Source organism: Paenibacillus sp. FSL R5-0701, from assembly GCF_037973995.1.
Lineage (GTDB): Bacteria > Bacillota > Bacilli > Paenibacillales > Paenibacillaceae > Paenibacillus.
The window spans coordinates 219,237-241,806 of the sequence record NZ_CP150230.1 but is presented as its reverse complement, the minus strand read 5'-3'; the positions used below and the strand labels follow the sequence as shown (position 1 = coordinate 241,806).

At 46.9% G+C, this 22,570-nt stretch carries 20 protein-coding genes; 5 read left to right on the top strand and 15 right to left on the bottom strand.

What is annotated here, in order from left to right; all coding sequences use genetic code 11:
* Window positions 1–201: 201 nt before the first annotated feature.
* The 15 genes from MKZ13_RS01150 to MKZ13_RS01080 all read right to left on the bottom strand — a co-directional run bounded on the left by MKZ13_RS01150 (window position 202) and on the right by MKZ13_RS01080 (window position 16,159).
* Entirely contained in the window at window positions 202–1,068 is an 867-nt protein-coding gene (locus tag MKZ13_RS01150; protein WP_339181200.1) for a sugar phosphate isomerase/epimerase, read from the bottom strand.
* A 104-nt stretch (window positions 1,069–1,172) separates the two neighbouring features.
* Window positions 1,173–2,954, bottom strand: a complete 1,782-nt coding sequence (locus tag MKZ13_RS01145; protein ID WP_339181199.1) for a beta-galactosidase — start codon at window positions 2,952–2,954, stop codon at window positions 1,173–1,175.
* A 1-nt stretch (window position 2,955) separates the two neighbouring features.
* A complete protein-coding gene (locus MKZ13_RS01140) occupies window positions 2,956–4,416 on the bottom strand; it encodes an alpha-L-fucosidase (RefSeq protein ID WP_339181195.1) in 1,461 nt (486 codons plus the stop codon).
* A gap of 30 nt (window positions 4,417–4,446) precedes the next feature.
* Window positions 4,447–5,211 (bottom strand): copper homeostasis protein CutC, encoded by a 765-nt coding sequence (locus MKZ13_RS01135; protein ID WP_339181193.1) that lies wholly within the window; start codon window positions 5,209–5,211, stop codon window positions 4,447–4,449.
* Window positions 5,212–5,275: 64 nt separating this feature from the next.
* On the bottom strand, window positions 5,276–5,413 hold the full coding sequence (locus tag MKZ13_RS01130; protein ID WP_221822300.1) for a hypothetical protein: 138 nt from the start codon (window positions 5,411–5,413) through the stop codon (window positions 5,276–5,278).
* A gap of 330 nt (window positions 5,414–5,743) precedes the next feature.
* Window positions 5,744–5,935, bottom strand: a complete 192-nt coding sequence (locus tag MKZ13_RS01125) for a hypothetical protein (RefSeq protein ID WP_017691199.1) — start codon at window positions 5,933–5,935, stop codon at window positions 5,744–5,746.
* 189 nt (window positions 5,936–6,124) lie between these two features.
* Window positions 6,125–8,908, bottom strand: coding sequence for a glycoside hydrolase family 3 C-terminal domain-containing protein (locus MKZ13_RS01120; protein WP_339181190.1), 2,784 nt, complete (start codon window positions 8,906–8,908; stop codon window positions 6,125–6,127).
* Between the two features lie 266 nt (window positions 8,909–9,174).
* Entirely contained in the window at window positions 9,175–10,263 is a 1,089-nt protein-coding gene (locus tag MKZ13_RS01115) for a low temperature requirement protein A (protein ID WP_076210224.1), read from the bottom strand.
* Between the two features lie 116 nt (window positions 10,264–10,379).
* Window positions 10,380–11,333: a ring-cleaving dioxygenase gene (locus tag MKZ13_RS01110; RefSeq protein ID WP_339181187.1), complete on the bottom strand. Its 954-nt coding sequence runs from the start codon at window positions 11,331–11,333 to the stop codon at window positions 10,380–10,382.
* A gap of 145 nt (window positions 11,334–11,478) precedes the next feature.
* Window positions 11,479–11,706 (bottom strand): DUF896 domain-containing protein, encoded by a 228-nt coding sequence (locus MKZ13_RS01105; RefSeq protein WP_221822498.1) that lies wholly within the window; start codon window positions 11,704–11,706, stop codon window positions 11,479–11,481.
* A gap of 249 nt (window positions 11,707–11,955) precedes the next feature.
* Complete coding sequence (locus MKZ13_RS01100; protein ID WP_339181184.1) at window positions 11,956–12,999, bottom strand: SPFH domain-containing protein; 1,044 nt, start codon at window positions 12,997–12,999, stop codon at window positions 11,956–11,958.
* A gap of 77 nt (window positions 13,000–13,076) precedes the next feature.
* Complete coding sequence (locus MKZ13_RS01095) at window positions 13,077–13,877, bottom strand: TPM domain-containing protein (protein WP_339181181.1); 801 nt, start codon at window positions 13,875–13,877, stop codon at window positions 13,077–13,079.
* The gene (locus MKZ13_RS01090) at window positions 13,874–14,905 is read right to left on the bottom strand and encodes a hypothetical protein (RefSeq protein WP_047841485.1); all 1,032 of its coding nucleotides are present in this window, start codon (window positions 14,903–14,905) and stop codon (window positions 13,874–13,876) included. The genes MKZ13_RS01095 and MKZ13_RS01090 overlap by 4 nt, the downstream gene beginning before the upstream one ends.
* 36 nt (window positions 14,906–14,941) lie before the next feature.
* Window positions 14,942–15,646: a PspA/IM30 family protein gene (locus MKZ13_RS01085; protein ID WP_339181179.1), complete on the bottom strand. Its 705-nt coding sequence runs from the start codon at window positions 15,644–15,646 to the stop codon at window positions 14,942–14,944.
* 294 nt (window positions 15,647–15,940) lie between these two features.
* The gene (locus tag MKZ13_RS01080) at window positions 15,941–16,159 is read right to left on the bottom strand and encodes a hypothetical protein (RefSeq protein ID WP_339181176.1); all 219 of its coding nucleotides are present in this window, start codon (window positions 16,157–16,159) and stop codon (window positions 15,941–15,943) included.
* Between the two features lie 227 nt (window positions 16,160–16,386).
* Here MKZ13_RS01080 and MKZ13_RS01075 point away from each other — a divergent pair, with 227 nt between their 5' ends.
* The 5 genes from MKZ13_RS01075 to MKZ13_RS01055 all read left to right on the top strand — a co-directional run bounded on the left by MKZ13_RS01075 (window position 16,387) and on the right by MKZ13_RS01055 (window position 22,511).
* On the top strand, window positions 16,387–18,069 hold the full coding sequence (locus tag MKZ13_RS01075; RefSeq protein WP_339181175.1) for a PrpR N-terminal domain-containing protein: 1,683 nt from the start codon (window positions 16,387–16,389) through the stop codon (window positions 18,067–18,069).
* 166 nt (window positions 18,070–18,235) lie between these two features.
* On the top strand, window positions 18,236–19,222 hold the full coding sequence (locus MKZ13_RS01070) for a 2-keto-3-deoxygluconate permease (protein ID WP_169482134.1): 987 nt from the start codon (window positions 18,236–18,238) through the stop codon (window positions 19,220–19,222).
* Window positions 19,223–19,317: 95 nt separating this feature from the next.
* Window positions 19,318–20,613, top strand: coding sequence for a four-carbon acid sugar kinase family protein (locus MKZ13_RS01065; RefSeq protein ID WP_339181171.1), 1,296 nt, complete (start codon window positions 19,318–19,320; stop codon window positions 20,611–20,613).
* The gene (pdxA, locus tag MKZ13_RS01060; RefSeq protein ID WP_339181168.1) at window positions 20,610–21,611 is read left to right on the top strand and encodes a 4-hydroxythreonine-4-phosphate dehydrogenase PdxA; all 1,002 of its coding nucleotides are present in this window, start codon (window positions 20,610–20,612) and stop codon (window positions 21,609–21,611) included. Before MKZ13_RS01065 ends, pdxA begins: the two co-directional genes overlap by 4 nt.
* Window positions 21,612–21,944: 333 nt before the next feature.
* Window positions 21,945–22,511, top strand: coding sequence for a TetR/AcrR family transcriptional regulator (locus tag MKZ13_RS01055; protein WP_221822311.1), 567 nt, complete (start codon window positions 21,945–21,947; stop codon window positions 22,509–22,511).
* Window positions 22,512–22,570 lie beyond the last annotated feature (59 nt).

The window sequence follows — 22,570 nt, the reverse complement described above, 5'->3', positions numbered from 1 at the left end:
TTCGGCTTACCGTAACGACGGTGAATGCTTGGACTTTCGGCCGCTGTTGTCTGCAAATTTTTTTTATTGACCGCTCTAGCGGTTGAAATCCGCAGACAAAGGCGGTCACTAACGCTCCTACAGTTCCAAGCTTCCCCTCTGTTACTCACGCCTTCTTTAGAATTTGATTCAATTTTATTCATTTAAAACAACTACTCAGCCCTATGCCTCTTCCCATAGGCGGCGGACGTTATCCATGGCAATGCGTGAGGCCGTTTTGCAATCTTCCATGCCTTCAAATTCTACCGAGATATATCCGTCATACCCGGATTGTTTCAACACACGGAATACCTCAGGCATGTCGATATCGCCATGGCCCACAATGGCGCCGCGCAGGTAATTGCCATGCGAGGTTTGGAACCAGCCTTCACCCGGATTCCGGTAGGAAGGTCTCCAGTAGAAGTCTTTGGCGTGCACGATCGACGCATACGGAATGTTATTTTTTACGGCACTCACCGGATCTTCATCCACACAGAGGAAATTGCCAACATCCAGTGTGGTCTTGAAGTTACTTCGCGCCGTCTCGTGTAACAAACGCTGAATGCGCTCACTCGACTGCACATAGTACCCATGGTTCTCCACGCTTGTTGTGATTCCAAAATCCGCTGCATAATCGGCTATCCGCTGACAAGCCTTCACCAGTACCGGCAGGTCGATCTCGAACTGGGCTACGGTTCCTTCTGTTGCAGGGCGGAAAGCCACGTCATGACGCATTAGCTTCACACCGAGCGCTGCTGCCACATCCACATGTCGCATCACATTTTGGATCTCTTGCTCCAACGCTTCAGCGTCCTCCTGCACAGCAAAGTTAGCGCCGATGGCATAATTCGAAATGTCGATCCCGACCTCTTTTGCCACAGCTTTAATCTCATCAATTAATTCCGGATTATCGATCAGACTGAATCCCATCGGGACAATCTCCACATGTTCACCACCCTGATCGGCGATCCAACGAATGGCATCCGGTACGGTCAATTCTTTGCGATCCAATGCTTGTTGCAGACTGTAGGTGCTGAGTCCAACTTTCATTCTTCATCATCCTCTCATGTAGTCGATGTCCTTACCCAACGTATACCTTTTTCCGGCGGACACGACAATTCTCAATAATCGTTTGGCTCACCTATTTTCCTTTTCTAGCCCAAATCCGGTGTATCCACAAACGTTACGGCCAGATCAGCCGTCTGATGAAGCTCGAATACCATGATTTCATTCTCACCTTCGTGAAGGAGCGGAGCAGGTACATACAACGTTTTTTGCGGTCCTTTATTCCAGTAGCGTCCCAGATTGAATCCGTTTACAAATACAACCCCCTTGGTCCAGCTATCCAGACGCAGAAAAGTATCTCTTACATCCTTGATATGAAAATTCCCCCTATAAAAAGCAGGCCCCTGTGCTTCATTAATTGTTTCGTTAATTGCTTCGCTAATCACATCGCTGAATTTTAAATCCGACAGATCGGTTAATGGCAGACAATGAATCGTCCAATCATATAAAAATTGAAAGCCATGTCGCACACCCTCGGTGATTCCCTTCGGATCTCTCAGGTACGGGCCATAGTTGATTCGCCCCATATTTTCAACAAGGATCAATAGATCTGCGCCCTCTGGCGGCACTTCAAAGGAAATCGATAATTCCGTATTTCCCCGTTCGAACACACCTTGAAATTGCCCATCAACAAACACAAGCGCACGGTCACGCACCTCCTGGACCACCAGTTCCTGTCGCTCCCTTGGGCCGGATATCCGGGTTTGATAACAAATAAATCCATAATCCTGACCCAGCTTCTCCATCGGTTCTGGATTCGTGCGTTGCACCGGGACTGATATCTGGTCCATCTGCGCCAGTAATGATGCCTGCTGAGTCATCCCCACTCGCCCATAGGCGATGGTTCCCTTCGGTTCTGGCAGCACAAGCTCACCCAGATCCTCATTGCTATACCGAGCAATTAGATCACGCACCGCATGGAATTTCGCTGTCGGCTCCCCGGATTCACTGAGTAGTGAATCGTAGTCGTAACTTGTAATCGTTGGTTCGTATTGGTCCTTCTGCTGACAGTTCGCCCCGTTGTAAAATCCGAAGTTCGTTCCACCCTGGAACATATAAAAGTTAACCGAAGCTCCTGCTCGAAGCATCTCCTCAAACACACCAGCCACATCTGCGGCTTCTCGGGTATGATGCGACTCACCCCAGTGATCGAACCAGCCGTTCCAATACTCCATGCACATTAAAGGTTCGTCCGCCTGATATTCACGCAGCTTGGCGAACGCTCCCTCCGTACCTGATCCAAAATTGACTGTAGCCAGATGCCCCGGGACTGATCCCGCTTGCAGCATGTGGTCTGTCGGTCCGTCCGAGGTAAATAACAACACATCCATACCGCGCTCCACCATGCCATCACGTAAATATCGCAGGTAACTCGCATCATTCCCGAAGCTGCCGTACTCATTTTCAATCTGCATCGCGATGATCGGCCCGCCATTAGTGCTAAGAAGGGGTTTTAATTTGGGCAAAAGCACATCATAATAACGATCCACATTCGCCAGAAATTTGGCATCATTACACCGCAGACGAATTTCATCATCGGCAAGCAGCCAGGCAGGTAATCCGCCAAACTCCCACTCGGCACATATATAGGGACTTGGGCGAACAATCACATGCAGACCCACATCTCCCGCAGTGCGAATAAATCGTTCCAGATCAGCCATGCCTTCAAAACAATACTGCCCCTGCTGTGGCTCATGAACATTCCATGGCACATACGTTTCCACTGTATTGAAACCGCAGACTTTCAGCTTGAGTAACCGATCCTCCCAATAGTCGAGGACCACTCTGAAATAATGGATGGCACCCGACAAAATCCGAATGGGCTCGCCATCATACATAAATTGTGAACCTTTATACGTCAGCACCGCCATTTTACAACCCTCCCCGCTCGCTCAGATATATGCCTAACCCGGACAACGTAGGGTACCATCTGGATTCATGAATGCAAAATCGCATCTTTCTCGATGTGACCTGTGGGAAACAACATATTCGCTTATACCCCACCACCGTCCCCTTGTAGAACTCTTCCCAACCACCATCTGCCCTCAGTGACTCCAGTGTAAAACGCTCAATCCGTTGGCCTGTCTGGATATATTCCATCAGCACCACCCGGTCAAATGATCTTTCTTCCTGCAAATCCAGCTCGATCCAGGCCTGTTCCGTTCCTTCGTGAGGACACCAATACGTATCCCGTCGTTCCGTCAGCACTTCCGATACGGCATGTTGTTCATCCATCGTCTCCGATGCTTTTACCAGCGCCTGCAAGGCGAAATTTTCCTGAAAAATGGTGCGCAGCGAATCTCCCAATTCCTGTAGTCGCTCGACATCCGTTTCGTGAATGAGACCACGCGTATCCGGTGGCAGATTGAGTAAAAAGGTAGCGTTGCCCCCCACTGTGCCGTAATAGACGGTGAGCAATTCTTCCAATGTTTTGACCTGATCATCTTCACTGGCATGATAGAACCATCCTGGGCGAATCGAGGTATTCACCTCGGCAGGGTACCAGATCAGTGGCTCACTTTGGAAACGAATAACCTCTCGGCTTCCCAAATCACTGTCCTGCGTATTGATCCTTGTGGCAAACTCACCATCATCCACCTGTTGTGATTGCTCCTGAATCTTCTCATTATCCTGCATATGCGCTGGCACAACGCTCCATTCCGATTCCCGTGTATGCCCCGCCTCATTGCCGCACCAGCGAACATCCGGGCCACATACTGAGATGACAGCCTCAGGCTGAAGTTCACGAATAAGCGCATAATAGGCGTCCCAGTCATAGACCTGCCTTTTGCCATTCGGACCCTCCCCACATGCACCATCAAACCATACACAGAAGATGTCGCCATAATTCGTAAGCAGCTCGCGTAACTGTTGGAGAAAAAACTCGTTATACCTCTCGGAATCTCCATAAGTGGCTTCATGACGATCCCAAGGAGACAGGTACACGCCAAACTTCAATCCGCCCTCACGGCAGGCATCGGAAACTTCCCGAACCAAATCCCCCGTACCGTTCCTCCATGGACTAGCCGCGACCGTATGCGCTGTAAACTGACTCGGCCACAAACAAAACCCATCATGATGCTTACACGTCAAAATTAGCCCCTTCATCCCCGCAGCCTTGCACGCCTGCACCCATTGCGTTGCGCTCAGTTCAGAAGGATTGAAAATCGACGGGTCTTCCTCCCCAGTGCCCCATTCCTGATCCGTAAATGTATTTACCGTAAAATGAATAAACGCGTAGAACTCCATCTCCTGCCATCTCAGCTGGCGTTCGGATGGGCTGACCTGTGCTGCGGACTTAATCCATTCGGCTGGTTGCAGTTCATAATTCATGGCGTATCACTCCTTTTATTTAGCGCATCCCTATATCATTGGACCACCCTTGCTCGTACCGCCACTCAGTGCACTACTGTCCATGAACGGCTGTGATGCAAGCAATAACTTCTGCTTGGCTTCTGCAACCAAATGTGGATCAATGGGATAATTAAAGCTGCCTTTGTACCTCACGCCTGATCCCATATGGATTTCCGTGATACCCGTCTGACTCACTAGCTTTTGAATCCGCTCTATGGTGACCCCCGACCCTGCCATGACAGCGATGTTCAAGGTTTGCCCCAATTGCTGGAGTTGTTTCAGTTCTAGCATCGCTTCAGGCGCTGTCCGTTTTCCTCCCGATGTAAGCACACGCTCCACATTGCCCAATGTGTTAATGGTCTTGAGCGCCTCAGTCAGGCTTGTGCTCACATCAATTGCACGATGAAACGTAACGCCCAAACCCTGAGTTTCGGCCATACATAATTGCAAAGATATGAGGTCGACTTCACCAGCTCCTGTAAGAGCGCCGATCACGATGCCAGCGGCTCCAAGTTCCCTCGCCACGCGTACATCCCTGGTCATGGCGTGGATGTCATCTGCGCTATAGCGGAACGAGCGGCTATGCGGACGGATCATGACATACACTGGGATGGAGACTTGAGACAGTACTTGCTTCATGACACCATAACTGGGGGTAAGCCCTCCTTCGGACATCGCAGACACCAGCTCAATCCGATCAGCCCCTCCCTCCTCAGCTGCCTTGGCATCTTCCACATTCACAGCAATGACTTCCAATACAGGCTGTCTTTCCATAATGTAGCTCCCTTCACTTCATCGTTGAATATTACAGCGTATTAAGGTGATCATCAGCAGGACATTATGTCGTAAGTAGATACTTCCGAGATTGCAATCCCGTATTCTCACCCAACCCTCGCAACGTTAACCAGTATTGATAGACATCACTCGAACTGCACACAGCCTGCTTCATGACATAAGGACCGACTGAACGCATCATCAGCGCTCCTGCGGTCCTTCTTCATCATTAGGGCGACGGTCAGCTTCCCGGAACGCAATCCGAATAGGCTGACCTTCCTGAACGATATATGATTTGTCGGCAATGATCTTCATGATTGGATTCTCCTTTGGGGACCGGAATGGGCTAGCAAATAGAGAGCGCAACGGATTTCATCACTTTATCTAATGAATTTTGTTATTTTTGTTATTTATAGTGTTATTATTTATTAGCAATAGTCTAAAACGTTAGGATCAGAACGTCAATACAAAAAAAAGACACCCGGAGGGTGTCTTCGTGTTTTGGATAACCTCCTGGTTATCCGAGCTTTTTCTATTTTCTACGCCGAGCCTTCGTCATTCGATTAAACATGATCAGTGCAGCAATAATCATGGCTATCATGGCAATATTACTCGCCACTTCTTGTGATAATCCGAAAAGAACTCCCAGGTTAGTCACCAGGCCTCTCACAATCAGAGCAACCACAACCAGCAGGATTGGACTCAAAAAATTATAATTTCTCATTCCTCGCAACACCCCTGACCCCATTGTTCAGAACTACGAATCTCATAACACTATCATAACAGTAGCTATTCTGTGTTACAACAAAGGACACCCGAGTACAGTGTCCTTTGTCATATGCCAACGTATTCTATTTTGAATGACAGAACAACCTTTCGATCGCTCTTGTCACCTGATATTTCCGATTATCTTCTACACCTGCTTGAATTCGATCCAGTCAATCTGGAGCCCTGGTTTCGTGAAGTCCAGTTTCAATTCATACAGTCCTGCTTCAAGATCTACTTTGACAAGTTTCTGTCTGATCCATTTGCCTTCCGTACCATTCGTTTGAATGGTGGTTACCAACTGGTCATTCAGGAGCAGGTTACATGCACTTTGAGCGAGTTCCGGCTCAGGGGACATGATCTGTACGATAATCCGGTAATGGCCGGCCTCGTCCACTTTCATGTAGACCGGTTCAGCTACCGCAGGTTTCACCTGTGCGTTCTCAACCAGATCCTGAGCTTGTGCAGCAGATAGGGAGGCATTCGCTTGGAATGAAGCGACGTTCTCCACGATCTCGTGTTTTCTGCCGGACACCGGTGCATTCATGATGAACTTGCAGATGTTAATCGCGGAACGTTGCAGTTCTCCGCGCGTAAGTGTTCCATTTTCCAAAGATTCAATCGTGTTATCGTCCCAGCCATTAATCTCTGCGCCGTAGTTCGGTACAACCATGTAGAGATCATTCTGCGCACGAATCATCCAGTTGGTGTATTTGCGATCAGCCTCTCCACCCTCGGTCACATCATTCATAATCGCCCACCAGTCGGTCATTACGATACCCTCAAAATTCCATTCTCCGCGCAAAATCGTGGTGTTCAAGTCGTAATTGGATGCCGCCCAGTGCCCGTTAACCGGGTTGTAGGAAGTCATGATGGAGTTCGCTCCGCCTTCTTTTACAGCGATTTCGAACCCTTTCAGGTAAATTTCACGCAGTGCACGTTCGGAGACAACAGCATCTACTTTACTGCGGTGTTTCTCCTGATTGTTGCAGGCAAAGTGTTTCAGTGTGGCATTGGAACCACCCTTCATGATACCTTTCGTACATGCTGCGGCAAATACACCCGAGATCAGTGGATCTTCAGAGAAGTACTCAAAGTTCCGGCCATTGAGCGGGCTCCGGCGGATATTGAGTCCAGGTCCGAGTAGGGTATCTACCTGATTTCTCAGCAATTCCTGTCCTTCCATCACATACAACTCTTCAACAAGATCCTTGTTCCATGTCGCCGCAAGCAACGTACCGATGGATACCTGTGTTGCCTTCTCTCCACTATCCATACGAATACCAGACGGGCCATCTGCCGTACATGCTACCGGAATACCGTAGTTAAACAAGCTGTCGCTGACACCACCAAATGCAGATGCCGTCCCCGAAGTAACGAGCGGACTGCTCATGCCTTCACCACGGACAATCGCCGCCAGATCCTGATCACTCAGTTGAGCGATGAAGGTTTCAAGACTCACTTTGCCAGCCTTAACGTCACTCAGCTTGTGGCCCTGGTTACCCGTCTGCTCCAGCGTTTGCGGGAGATTCTGCTCAATCCGGTTCGCCATGGATATCTTACGTTTCGGTACTTCTGCATAAGTCAGTTCATAAGATCCATCTTCCTTGCGCGCACCTGGTTTCATCCGTGTAAAATCTTCAGTTGGGGCCATCGCTTCTTGCAGTTGCTCCACCAATTGAAGGGATTCGATCACATAGCCATCCTGCCCATCAATGCTGATATGCTGCACTTGTTTCACACTGGTTCCTACATGCAGTCGGTATGTGCCTTCTTCCAATACGTACGCGGAAGCATGACCTGTAACGCCTGCATCATCGTAAGATGCCATGGCATGGATCGGGAAGCTGATCGTCAGAAGTTCTGACTCGCCCGGCTGCAACAATCCTGTTTTTCCAAAAGCCACCAAAGCCTTCACCGGTTGTCCCAGTTTGCCTTGTGGTGCCTCATAATAAACTTGCACAACCTCTTTGCCCGCATATGTTGTACCTGAGTTGGTCAAATTGACACGAACTTCAATGTAGGTTTCGCCGTCTTTGGACACGGATTTTGCTTCTTCGTGCTGGGCCAAAAACGTCGTATAAGACAGGCCGTAACCGAATTCAAACTGAACGCGCTCAGGTCGAAACGTTTCGAAATAACGATAACCTACATAGATATCTTCCTGATACAGGTTCTTGAACTCATTGCCGTAGTTGCTGGTCGAAGGGTAATCCTCGATGGAATATGCAATCGTATCTGTCAGTTTACCGCTTGGTGTAACGTCCCCCGCCAGCACATCGGCAATCGCATTACCACCCTCCATACCGCCATGCCAGGAGTATATTACGCCTTGGATCGGATGTAGATACGTTTCGTTTAACCAGCTCATGTCGATGATATTTGAGACATTCAACACAACGATTGTGTGTTCAAACTGCGAAGTAACTTGCTTCAGCATCGCTTTCTCATCTTCTGTCAGTTGGTAACTTCCTGGCGCATCCACATTATCCTGGTCTTCTCCTGCTGTACGTCCAATCACGATAATGGCTTTGCTGGATTTGCTTCTAGCCTGTGCAACCAGTTCATCCGTCAAAGGCATTTCTTTCTGATTCCATGGCTCAGCCGCCCATACTTTTCCGCCATCATCAAATGGATTTTCCTCAATCCACTTCTCATAGACAGCTGCCAGCTCTTCATTGACCGTTATATTCTTTTTGCTGCGCAGACCATCCAATAGATTCGTTGTGTAGGCCACATGAACACTACCGCCTGAACCTGTGCCGCTGCGATAATAATTGACTTGAATTCGTCCAAAAACTGAAACGTTTTCGTTTTCACGAAGTGGAAGCACTTGGCCTTCATTTCTGAGTAAAACAGCTCCTTCAGCGGCAACCGTACGACTAAACTCTGCAAACCCTTCCAATGGAACTCCGATTTGATGTGTGCTCAATGATTTCCCTCCTGATTGTCATCCCCATATCTGCGAATCGCTATATATAAAATGAACTAACAAAACGTGCGCTCATTTTATAAAAAGATATTCTATGATCTGGTAGATTCACTTGTACATAGTCTCATATTAACAGATTCTATCGAAGAAATTAAATTAGATTTGTGCTTTATTTATATTATTAAAAAATGTCCAGGATTAGCGGCATAATAAAAAGCCACGGACGCCTGTTGTCCGTGACTTTTCTTGATTTTATAGTACTTATATCAAGTTGTAAGTTTCGCATACACCAGGAAGAATAACATCTCTTCGCCCATGATGACATAACCCGGAACCCGATAGATCAGATCAACAAGGACAAATGCCACCAGCAACCCTACCATCACTGCCAGATGACGTGGCCGGAGTCGTAGATGTGCGTGTCTGTAACGGTGGAACACAAGTGAGGTCGACAAGAAATATAGCAGCGTTGATCCAAACACAAACCCTAGCATGAACACATAGTTTAACTGATTCTGATATAACAGCTGAATTGAAGCAGCGATCATGCTCATGGAGATGTAGATGAACAGATGGCCGTATATGATCGCTTGCCCGGCAGTCTGAATCTCTTTGCTGACCTTTTTCTCCACGTTGTCGAAGTACTGCCACCACATCGCAATGACAAAGATGGACGTAAAGGCGGCAAACAGGATGGATTTCATATCCCAATGATCGGCTTGCAGCACAGCGATAATGCTTACCACCGATTCACCAAGCAGGATAAGTGTAAAGAGTGCGAAACGTTCCAACAAGTGATGGGTCTGAACGGGCACTTTCACCAAGTTTTTACGTCCAATCAACGGAAGTACAATATCCACGGCAATCCCCACATACAAAATCAAGTAGCGTAACCAGGAATCGAAGAACAATGAACCTGATGAGATCAAGATCCCAATGAGGAAACAGATACCCAAGTAACGAGCGGCTTGCTGTTGATGCTCGCTTTTCGACTTGTGAACCGTCAGATACTGAATCGCCGTAAATGCCCGTGAACCGATATATCCAACGAAGAAGGACAGGTAGTATTGGTCAAAATGAGTAGAGAGGCTCGCCGTCATGACCATAACCGACAGAAGCTGAAGGATGAGGAATATTCGATGGATCAGGATGTCTTGACCATAGCGGTTAATAAACAAGGTCTGACCGACCCATGCCCACCAAACAGGGATAAAAATAAGCACAAACTTCATTAAATATTCAAACGTAATTACTCCATGTTCGGCATGCAACAAGACATGACCCGCTTTGGCGACCGCTGCTACAAAGAGCAGATCGTAAAACAGCTCCAGCCAGGTAACCTTTTTCTCCATCATCCTTCGTTGCTCCTTTGGTTTTTCTCATAATACAACGCCTGTTGCTAACTCAGTTACCTTCCCGCTGACCTGGTGACGCGCCCAGAGGAAAAACTCTGAGCGCCATCTACCTTACTTCATTGTACTGTAGCAGGAACGAGTGTTCTTACCTCGATCGGTTGCAGATTGTCCTCAATTTGAGGGCGGTATTTCTCGAACCACTCAGGCAACATCAATTTTTGTCCAAGCGAATCAGCAGGTTCATCTTTGGCAAAACCCGGAGGATCTGTAGCAATTTCAAACAGAATGCCGCCAGCTTCTCTGAAGTAGATTGCGTTAAAGTACTGACGATCCCGCACTGGAGTCGGTTGGTACCCGTAATCACGTACAGCTTCGCTCCACTGTGCATGCTCCTCATCGTCTTTGGCGCGCCATGCAATATGGTGCACGGTTCCTGCTCCACTCATACCCAGAGCCATACGGGTCACTGGAACATCTACGACATTACCGATATCCCCACTGGACCGGAAACGAGCATACTCTTCATTTTCACTCACTCTGACAAATCCCATGATTTTCTCAAGAGCATCCATCGTTCTTTGCGGGTTAACACTGAACAGGACAGCACCACCGAAGCCTTTGATTGCTTTATCTGTTGGAATGCCTTCGTGCGCCCAAGTGCTGGTTGCTCCCTCTTCCCGTTCAACAAGCTCAAGCCGCAGGCCTTCGCCATCTTCGAATTGAAGCAGGTCTTCATTGAAGCGACTTGTTTTGGTTACCTCAATGTTATACTGTTCCAGCCGATTCTGCCAGAAGCCGATCGACCCAGGAGGAATGACATAGGATGTGATGCCGACCTGACCTCCGCCAATTTTGCCCCGTGGTGATCCAGCCGATGGGAAGAAGGTAATGATGGTACCTGGGCTTCCGTGTTCATCGCCAAAATACAGATGATATACATCAGGTGCATCGAAGTTGATTGTTTTTTTCACGAGACGAAGTCCCAGAACTCCGGCATAAAAATCAACGTTGGCCTGTGGATCTCCTGCGAATGCTGTAATATGGTGAATACCTGCTGTTTGAATAGTCATGATTAATTCCTCCTTGGTTTGGTAAGCATGTTTTGAATTGAGTAGGTGTTAAAGATAGTTGAGTTAGTTAAATGAGTCAGTTAATTGATTTATAGTAAGTTTGTATTATCTTTAAATTAAGATATATGATCTAGCGAATTATATTCTAGTTTTTATTTTGATTGGCCTGTTTTTGTTTCAATTTATCAGGAGTCACGTCATCGCCGTTTGGATCATAGATGGTTGCATTCAGCAGAATGTCGTTGACCGAACCGCGAAAAGTTTGCAGATATTCCTGGCGAAGACGAACCTGTTCCTCTTTCTCCATCTCCGTCAATCCGCCCTCTTTGGCTTTTCTTGAAAGTTCATTTATTCTGGTCAATGTTGGGATCATCATCTTGATCTCTCCTCGTGTAATGGATTAAAGATATTTTGTTCTGGTTGCTATTTATATTTAAATTAAATATCTTAAGTTAAAGATAAATGATTTGTGATCGGTTGTCAACACTTTTATACAAACTAAAATAATTGAATCCGTTCCTCTGCTCTACGCCATTTTGCTTTAACTATGAATCCAAACAAAAAAGGGCTAGCTCCGCAGTAATTCACTTACTACAACCTAGCCCTACATGTATTGATTTAATTAGCCCAGCTTTTGACCACAATTCGGACAGAAGTTGGCTCCTTCATTTTTGGCTCCACAGTTCGGGCAGAAGTTTGGTTTCTTGTTGCCTTCTGTAGATGAAGAGTTCCCTGAATCACCATTGCTATTTCCCGCTGGCTTCTGATCAGCATTCTGATTCGAAGACGAATTGGCATTGTTGTTCTGATTCTGGCCTTGGTTCTGGTTCATGTTCTTCATCATTTCATTGGCCATGTTCATGCCCATCATCATACCCGCCATATCGGAAGCTGCACCGCCGCCTTGTACTTTACCGGATGAGATGCCGTCTGTCATGCTGACCTGCTGATACTTTTGCAGATTACCAATCATCTCATGCGAAGCGGTCTTTGTAATCATATCCTGAATCTCTTTTGGATAATTGAAGCTCATCACCTGGAAACCGGTAATTCCAATTCCGATGTCCATCATCTGCATATCCAGATCTTCCTGAATCCCTTTGGCAATATCCGATGCATTGGCCTGCAGGTTGAACATATCCTTCCCTTCACGGCTAATCCACTTCATTAGAAGCTGATCCAGCACAGAAGTGATTCGGATTTTGACATCCTCCACCAGATAACTTTGTTTGATGCCTGCAATCTTATCAATCAAGGTCACGTAGTCACTTACTTTAAAATTAAATGTACCGTTGGCCCGAATCGGCATCCCGCCCGGGAGCTGTGGTGTTGGAATCAACACCGGACTTTGCGTGCCCCAGCGCACGGTGAACTCTTTTGTATTTACAAACAAGACTTCGACCCGCATGCCGCTGTTGAATCCGAATTTGAATCCTTTTAATGTAGAAAGAAACGGAATGATCTCGGAATCGATATTAAATGATCCTTCGTCCTCGAAAATGCCTTCCACTTTACCGTTATTCAGGAAAATAGCGTCCTGACCCGAACGGATGATCAATTTACTCCCCTTCTTGATCTCCCGGTTACTCCACTTCCAAAATATCATGTCATCTCTGAACTCTTCCCATTCCACCACATTCGAAAATTGATTTCTGAAAAATCCCATACTAATTCCCATCCCTTCTATTAGTAAGCATTGTGTGCCATCATGCCTGCGTTAAGTTATTGCGAGTGTCCGTGATGCTAGAACGATCGGCTGCTACCACTATGGGAATGGCCACCTCGGGTGGTTCCTCCACCGCCGCCTCCGCCACCATTGTTATTGTTCTTCTCAATCTTGCGTTTGGTGACCGTTGTACGAATGTACCGATCCTGACGATCAATTACACTAGAATTACTGGAATCCTCATACGTTGCACGATTGACAGTAACTCGCCCGCCAGAACGATGGGTCATGATACCAACTACAATTCCTCCGATTGCCACGGATACAGCAAGTTGAAACCACGTATTGAAGAGGATATTATCCGGGTTTACCCCGGGTTTAAGATCCATATATTCGTAGGAGAGCTCCAAATATTTTTCAAAAGCCAATCTATAATTTCCATCCGATACATCTGGGGCAATTTTGGCCGTAATTTTATCAGCTCTGCCATTATCGATGTACTCTTCCCCTTTGTAAAAACTAGCCAGATACATCTTCCGATTGTACATGTCTATTGTAAGAATAACTGCGTTGCCATGCGTTTTATCGTAACCAAATCCCTGATCGTCATAAAAGTCTTCGGTAAGCAGTATTTCACTTTTTTGCTCCTCGTTATTGGAGGTATAGATAACAAAGTCTGTCTGCCGTTCCGCGCCATACTGATTCGCAAGTAGATTCAATTCACTTTTCTCCTGCTCACTCAGCAGGTTGGCCTCATCGTAGATGAGATTTTTGCTCTCCGCTGCGGATGCCGATGACATGGGAATCAACGGAGCGACAAGGGTTATCATAAGTAAAATGAGCGCAGCCATCACGGCCAGAGGGGTTCTTTTTCTCATAAGAATCCACCTCCCATCATCCAGGAAACCAGCTTCAGTGACAACAACGAGACCGCAGAGACTCCTGCGAACCATCCTGCCACTTTGGCTTTGCTGATCGGTGGTTTGCCGACCACTTTACCTGTCTGACCATTCATGGCAAAGGTATACTGTGCCCGATTGTAGTCATAGTTGACCATCCACACCGGGAGCAGCACATAGTCTGCATTTTTGAGCGTGGTATCAATCTGTTTGTCCGTGTAGCTCACACTGCTATAACCAGATACGGTTGAAGCAATATAAGAATCAATGTAAGATCTCGTTTTATCCTTGGCTCTTGGAAAAAGTTCCTCGTCTGTATAACTGTATTTTTCCGCAATGTACCCTGCCAGATACGGGGTCTTGAACAATTTCAACTGATTATATGGAAAAGGCTCGAGCTTATCCATCAGTTCATCCTTCATTTTCTCCGATGCATCGATGGGCAGGTTCACGTAATTCAGCCGAATTCGGCGGTATATATCGAAATGCTGTGTTTCGGTGTAATGGTAGTCGCCCTGGGTGTAGGATCTGACCTTGGTGCCACGACCATGCACTTCGATTTTGTTATGTAACTCATACAACCAGAACGGCACGTACATGCCGGTAATGCTTTGAATCCGATCAGCGGACATGAAGCCACTTGGCGTTAAGAGGCCATTTTTGCACCACTTTTTGAAAGCCTGCTTGGCTTGATCCTTGTTGATCGAAAAGGGAATGACCATCGCGGGGGCCAGATTGCCCGTCAGCCGATCACTGAGTACAACCGCTGCACCGCAGAAACTGCATGTCGTCGCACTAGTCTCCGGCTCCGTCACGATGTCAGCTCCACAGCTGTTACAGTGGTATTCCTTGACCTCATTTTCGGTGAATACTTGTCTCTTCAAGGGATCGGGGATCTGCTCTATGTTGTCTTGACGGCCGCAGCTTGGACAGGATAATGCACCTGACACACTGTCAAAGATCATGCCACTGCCGCAGTTTGGACATTTATATTCAATAACCGGCATCTGCTCACCTCAATGTTAACGAAATAGTGTAACGTATTATTTATTCTTCAGCTTCTCCTGAATCGCTGCGAGTTCTTCCTCTGCACTTGGCGACGCATTCTCATTATTACCCGCATCTGCGTTCATGTCCCTCTCCAACTGGGCAATTAATTCGTCCAAATCATCTTCCTGTGTCCCAGCACGAAGTTCTGCCAAAGCCTCTGCTTCGTTCAGCGCCTGATTCGCCTTGTCTTCCATGGCCTTCAATGCAGGATCAGCTCTGCCCGCAGATGCATTCCGTTCATTAGCCTGTTGCTGTGCCTTTGCATCTGCCATGCGACCTTTCAGTTCTGCATGCCGCGCCTCCAATTGCCCCAGATCTGCAACCAATTTATCGTTCATATGCTTCATCATCTTGGCTTTGGCAGAAGCACGTTCATAGGCGGCTTGTAATTCGTTCAATTTGTCAGCCAACTTCACTTTCTTCTCCAGAAAACCACGCGCCTTGTCTTCGTCTCCCGACTCCGCCGATTTTTCCGCATACCGCTGTAACTTCTTGACCTCGGCGTTACACTCATCCAATACTCGCTTCGCCCGGCTCTCATCAGACAGCACCGCTGCCGTTTCAGCCTTCACCTGACCCAGATCACTGCTCAGGCTGCGCATATATTCATTCACACTCTTCTCCGGGTCTTCCGCCCGCGACAACACGTGGTTCACATTCGCCTTCATCACGTCTCTAAACCTCGATAAGATTCCCATTACTTGTTCCTCCTCCGAAAAGTTCATATGTATACTATAATACATGAATACGCCCACATACGTTTCACATTTCACGAGGGCAACTGGAGTTACTACGATTCAAAGTCGTACTATAACAACGCAATATAAGAAAAGACGAGCACTTATAGTGTCGCCTTATGATCCATAATTATCAGTATCAATCTTACTCAATCACAGTTCGTTAATGAATTGCATACTTTCATCTGCGATTGGATCTGGATCGGTATTATGGGTTTTAATCCTTTTCTCGCACTCTACAAATCCCTACCTAATCTATGGCTCAACCGGAAGGCTCTCCACCGCTGTGAAAAACACATCCAATAGTTCAACGTTGTACGTAATGCGGACGTATTCTGAGACTAGAGCCACATCCTCTTCCCTCTGATACTCCAGACATGGACGGCCCTCACTCCAGAGCACCCTGCACGGGAACTTCCCGACAACATCCTTAATGATGTGATCCGGCTCAGCTACTTTATGAATGTCTCCCATATGAAATCTCCTCGCTTCTCCACACTTATCATGTGAATTATCTATTAATTTTGAAATAGATAACAATTCGATTCAGTGTACTTCATCACATTCCACTCGGAGAGTTATCGCGGCATATCACACAGGCATTTTACAGATGTGACAGTGTTGGTTCCCCCATAGGTGCCATTCCTTCGCAAGTTGGCTATAATAAGGGGATCAAAGTTTTCTATAAAGGCAGGAAAAATATGCGTACACGAGTTCACTTTATTGCTCCCTACGAATCGATGATTCCTATTATACAAGAGTGCATTCCTCGCTTTCCCCAGTTAACCATTCAGACGGACGTGGGCGACTTGGCGAACGGTGTGGAATTAGCAACCCAAGCTGAGAAAAACGGTGCAGAGATTATCATCAGCCGCGGCGGAACCGCCCAATTGATTAAAAAAGCAGTGACCATTCCCGTCATTGATGTGCAGTTATCGGGCTATGATATGATTCGTTCACTTACCCTGGCAAGCCAGTTTAACGGCCAGACAGCCATTGTTGGCTTCTCCAACATCACCTCTGGTGCACAATCGATTATTGATCTGATGGATCTGCCCCTCAAGGTCTATACCATACATAGCTCGGAAGATGTGGCACGATTGCTCCTGGAGTTGAAAGCATCCGGGTACCGACAGATTGTCGGAGATGTGATCACCGTCAACACCGCGAAGACCTATGGTCTGGAGGGATTGTTAATCCAATCGGGCCAGGAATCCATCCTTAGAGCGATGGAGGATGCACAGCTGGTCTACCGTTATTTGAGCAAAAATCATGCGATATCGATCATCCTGAATGACCTGGTTACACGGGAACATCCCAATTTACTTATTTTAAATGAACGGAATGAAGTTGTATTCGAGAATCTGACCGATTTTGAGAAAAATCCGCTGACCGATAATCACATATATCTGACCAACACCAGTCTGGAATTCCATCAATCCCAGATCCAAAATGTGTTCATGGTGGACGATTACCAGCTCACGGTTAACGCCTATGAAACAACTCTGAACAACAAGAGCTACAAGGTATATATGCTGGAAAAAGGACAACCCTATGCCTTTGCACAATTCGGCATAACAACGTTCACGGACGCATCGATGGAGCCTATCGTTGCCGAATCCCCTGCTATGCAGGCGGTATTACAGAACATTCGGGCACTCTACGAGAATCATGAACCGATCTATTTGCAGGGTGAAGCGGATTCCGGTAAATCTTTTCTGGTCAAACATATTCATCAGATGTACTCCGGTGGCGGACTGTTATTACAGATGGATCTCACGCAAGTTCCGCCCGGTCATTTGCACAAGATACCACTCGCCAAGGTTAGAAATGTAGAGATTAACCACATGGAAACACGTATGGAAGATCCGGAGTTGCTCGCCTTTATCCAGAGTTGCCTTCAAAACCAGATAGGGGTGTTTATACTCGGGGAACAGATATTAAACCCGCAGTGGTCACTTGATCTTGAGCTCAATACAATCATGATGCCAAATCTTGCGGATAGACCAGAGGATCTGGCCCCACTGATGCAGCACTTCCTTACAGATTACTACCAGAAATACGGAACTACTGCGGTGAGGATAAAAGAAGATGCACTCCAGCTGATCCGGGATCAGATCACGAATATGAACGTCAACCAGTTGAAACACCTGATCAAGCAGGCTGCACTCAATGAACAGGATTATGTAATTACCACGGCTACCTTGTCCCGCTTGCTGGATCAGCAACCTTCTTCAAGCCCAATGAAGTTGAACGGTACGCTGAAGGAGATTGAGAAAGAAGTTATTCAGTTCGTGCTTCAGGAGGAAAATAACAATCAATCGAAGGCAGCAGAGCGTCTGGGGATTAACCGGGCCACATTATGGCGTAAACTTAAAGATTAAATTTAAGTTTGCGTCTTTTTTATCGCTTCTATGTGTTGCATTTTTAAACACTTACCCTAGTATTTAAAATTTACAATAATTTATTGTTGCTATATTAAACGATATGGGATAATATAATCCCTGCAAGCGCTTCATAAAAACGATTACTTCATAAGGAGCTACTACTATGAACATTAAAGCAACTTTAGATCGCATCCCTGGCGGTATGATGGTCGTTCCCCTGTTACTTGGTGCAACCATCAATACATTCTTCCCGAATGCCCTGCGCATCGGTGGATTCACGGAAGCTCTCTTCGTTAACAGTTCCAGTACGTTGATCGCGCTGTTCCTGTTGATTGCGGGTACACAGATTACGTTCAAAACAGCGGGCTCATCCGTCGGCAAGGGCGTTACTTTGCTGGTCGTCAAGTGGGCGATCGGTGCAGCACTCGGTCTCGTTGCCATTCTATTTGCTGACTCAAGTGGATTATTCCTGGGTCTTGCCCCACTGGCCATTATTGCAGCAATGACCAACTCGAACGGTGGTTTGTACATTGCACTCGCTGGTCAATACGGCAAAGAAGATGACAAAGCAGCCTATCCGTTCCTCGCACTCAGCGATGGTCCATTCCTAACCATGGTAGCGCTCTCCATCTTCGGTGCGATGGGTTTTGCCAACGGCATGTTCTCTCCTATGGCATTCGTTGCTGTATTGCTTCCGCTCATCGTTGGTGTCATTATTGGTAATCTGGACCGCAATCTTGCGGAGTGGCTGCACAAAGGCAGCGACAAACTTGTTCCGTTCTTCGCCTTCTCACTGGGTATGGGAATCAACTTCTCGTCGATCATCCAAGGTGGACTTGGTGGAATCATGCTTGGCGTTCTGACCGTTCTTCTCACAGGTGGAATTGGATTTCTATTGTTCAAAGCTATTGGCTGGAATCCCATCGTTGGTGCTTCCGAAGGTTCAACAGCTGGGAATGCCGTAGGTACACCTGCTGCCATCGTGGCTGCTAATGCTTCATTTGGCCCAATTGCCGAGATTGCTACAGTGCAAATTGCGGCGAGCGTTGTAACAACAGCCATCCTGTTGCCAATCTTCATCGGGTTCCTCTCCAAACGACTGGAGAAATCAGGTGGAGTCGAGAAATACAATCAACGACCAACCACATAAATGAGTATCACCTGATTTAATGTGCTTAATCTGTGCTTAATGGATGATCTGAACGGACTTTTTATTAAATTGTGCTTACAAGGAGGGATGACTGCATGAAATTAGCCATTATTGCAGATGATTTGACCGGTGCCAATGACAGCGGGGTGCAGCTTGCCCGTCATGGCTTGAAGACCAGTGTTCTTTTTAATATGGATGAAGGCCCTCTTACACGTTACGATGCCGTCGTCTTTGATACAGATAGTCGTTCCATATCCTCGCAGGAAGCGTATGACCGTGTATATCAGGCTGCTGAATTGTTGACGAACAACGGATTTGAGACGATTTTCAAAAAAATGGACTCCACCATGCGCGGTAATATCGGCATCGAGATTGATGCTGTATATGATGTCGTAAAGCCGGACTTTATGATGATTGCCCCGGGTTATCCAAAAAATAACCGGACGATATTGGAAGGAATTCATTACCTGAACGGCGTTCCGCTGGCAGATACTGAAATTGCCCATGATCCGAAGACACCTGTAACAATTTCCTACCTTCCGGACTTGTTGAAACAACAGACCAAGTACGAAGTTGGCGAGATCACCGTCGCCGATCTGGAAGCCGGGCAGAATCATATTCGCACCAAGCTAGAGCAGTTGAAAACAAATAATATCCCGTATGTAATGGTGGACTCCACCGAAGAAAGACATCTGGAACTGATTCTGCAGATGACTCGCGAGTTGGAGTATACCTTTACTTGGGCAGGTTCGGCGGGCATTGCCAATTACCTCCCCGCACATTACGAGTTGGAATCCAGAGCTGCGTCACTTGATATCCCGGAGAATTCCGGTCCAATCCTAACGGTGGTTGGCAGCGTGAACAAAAACTCCCGCGAGCAGCTGCATCGATTGATGCGCAACTCCCGCGTGGCGTCAGTCTCCTTCCATTCCTTCAAAGCGGTATCCGCAACCGCAGACCGCGCGGAAGAGATGGAACGTGTCTATAACGAGGTCCGAGACAAAGCGCTGGAAGGACAAGATGTTGTCCTCTACTCCACCGCTGAACAAGTGGATATCGAACTGGCACGGGCAACGGGCGAAGTTCGTGGTCTCAATCACACGGAAGTCAGCAACGAGATTGTACTTGGGATGGGTGAGATCTGTGCCAGACTGCTGGAAGAGGGACTGTTCAAAGGGGTATCCATGACTGGCGGCGATACGGCAAAACAAATCTGCCTGAAATGGAATATTAGCGGCTTCGAGCTGCTGGATGAGCTTGAAATCGGCGTGCCGATCTCCAAGTTTATAGGGATTGATGATCTGCATGTGATTACCAAAGCAGGCGGATTCGGTAAACCGGATGTCTTTATCCATGCGATTCAAAAATTAAAAGGGGGTATTCTCGTATGAAACCTACAATTGGAATTACGATGGGCGACGCAGCAGGTATTGGACCGGAGATTATTATGAAAGCACTGGGTCATCAAGAGATGTACGATCAGTGCAATCCACTCGTTATCGGTGATGCGAAGATTCTGAAGCGTGTGTTGCCAGTCATCGGCTCAAGTCTGAACGTTAATGCGATTGAGGAGCCTTCCGAGGCCAAGTATGAATTCGGTACTGTGGATGTGATTGATCTGAACCTCGTTCCTGCGGATCTGGAATATGGTAAAGTATCTGCCGTGGCTGGGGATGCCGCATTCCAGTTTCTCGCCAAAGCCATTGATCTTGCTAAAAAACAGCAGATTCACTCCATCTGCACCGCGCCTTTGAACAAAGAAGCTCTGCATCAGGGCGGGCACCTGTATCCGGGGCACACCGAGATTCTGGCTGACCTGACGGATACGCAGGACTTCTCGATGATGCTGACCACGCCAAATCTGCGCGTTATTCACCTGACAACACACATGGGTCTGATCGATGCCATTGCGAGTATTAACCCGGAAAGAACCTACACCGTCGTGAAGCTTGCTCATGATACGTTGAAAAAAGCAGGCTTTGAGAATCCGCGTGTTGCCGTATGCGGAATCAACCCTCATGCCGGAGAGAACGGCTTGTTCGGTAACGGTGAAGAAGAAGAGAAACTGCAGCCCGGCATTGAGCGTGCGCAGCAGGAAGGCATTAACGTCGTTGGTCCACTGCCGGCGGACACACTCTTCTTCCGCGCTGGTCGCGGTGACTTCGATATCGTTGTAGCCTGCTACCACGACCAAGGCCATGCGCCGATCAAGGTAATGGGCATCGAGGAAGGCGTGAACATCACCGTTGGCCTGAAAGGTGGCATCATCCGTACATCCGTTGACCACGGTACGGCATTTGATATCGCCGGCAAAAATATCGCCGATGATAAAAGCATGCTGGCTGCCATCCGCTCTGCTATTGAGCTGGCACCAAAGGATCAATTTTAAGAGTAGCTTTATATAGAAGGAGAAGGCAAACCCTCTGTAACTTAGAGGGTTTGTCTTCTTTGTATATGGTCCCCAAGTTTATAATTAAGCGAAAAGTGATTGGCTTGAGCAACCCGATTACAATATGACCTTCCCAATCGCTGGTATACCGGATTTTTCAATTGGATTAACACCCATTATTAAGACAGCTGGTCTGTTTTGTAGGATGCCTATCAAACATATGCTAAACTGGTCATAGTAAACTAAAGAAGCGCAGTACTTCTTCATTAACAACACTCATCGATCGCCTGAAATTTACACATAGATTTTAAACGATAAAAAGGAAGAGATTTTATGGGAAGAAAACAATCTTTTACTGAGACAGAGCTACTGGACACAACAAAAAAATTAATACTTGAGCATGGCTACGACGGTTTTCATCTCAAGCTACTCTCACAGCATCTGTCTGGAGCCCGGAGCACGATATATCAATATTACGCTAATAAAGAAGAGATTGTTGCTGCTTGTATGAAGCGCTCCATATCAACCGTATTAGAGAATTCATTAGCCATTGATGAGACAGATCCAATGGATGCTCTCGAACAATTGCTCCTCATTTACGCAGAAGAATCTACGCTCCATCAACTTTTGGGAGATGCCAGTAAAATTAATACGACTAATTCTTCCGCAGCAGCGAGAGATATTGAATTTATTGAGAAAGCACATATGACTCTTAAAATTCAATTATCACGCTTGTTTGAACGCGCTCAGCAGGATCAAGCCCTGCGACAAGATATTCCTCTACCTGTACTTATTGGTGTTTTCTTCAACTTAATTAATACGCCTAATATGCTAAATATCCCTACGCCTGATTGGGGAAAGCTGCTCTTCCAAATGTGGATCGGAGGAGCCAAGAGCTAACTTTATTCTTGGATTAAATTTGACACATGTGTCATTTATATCGTTTAATTATACAAACC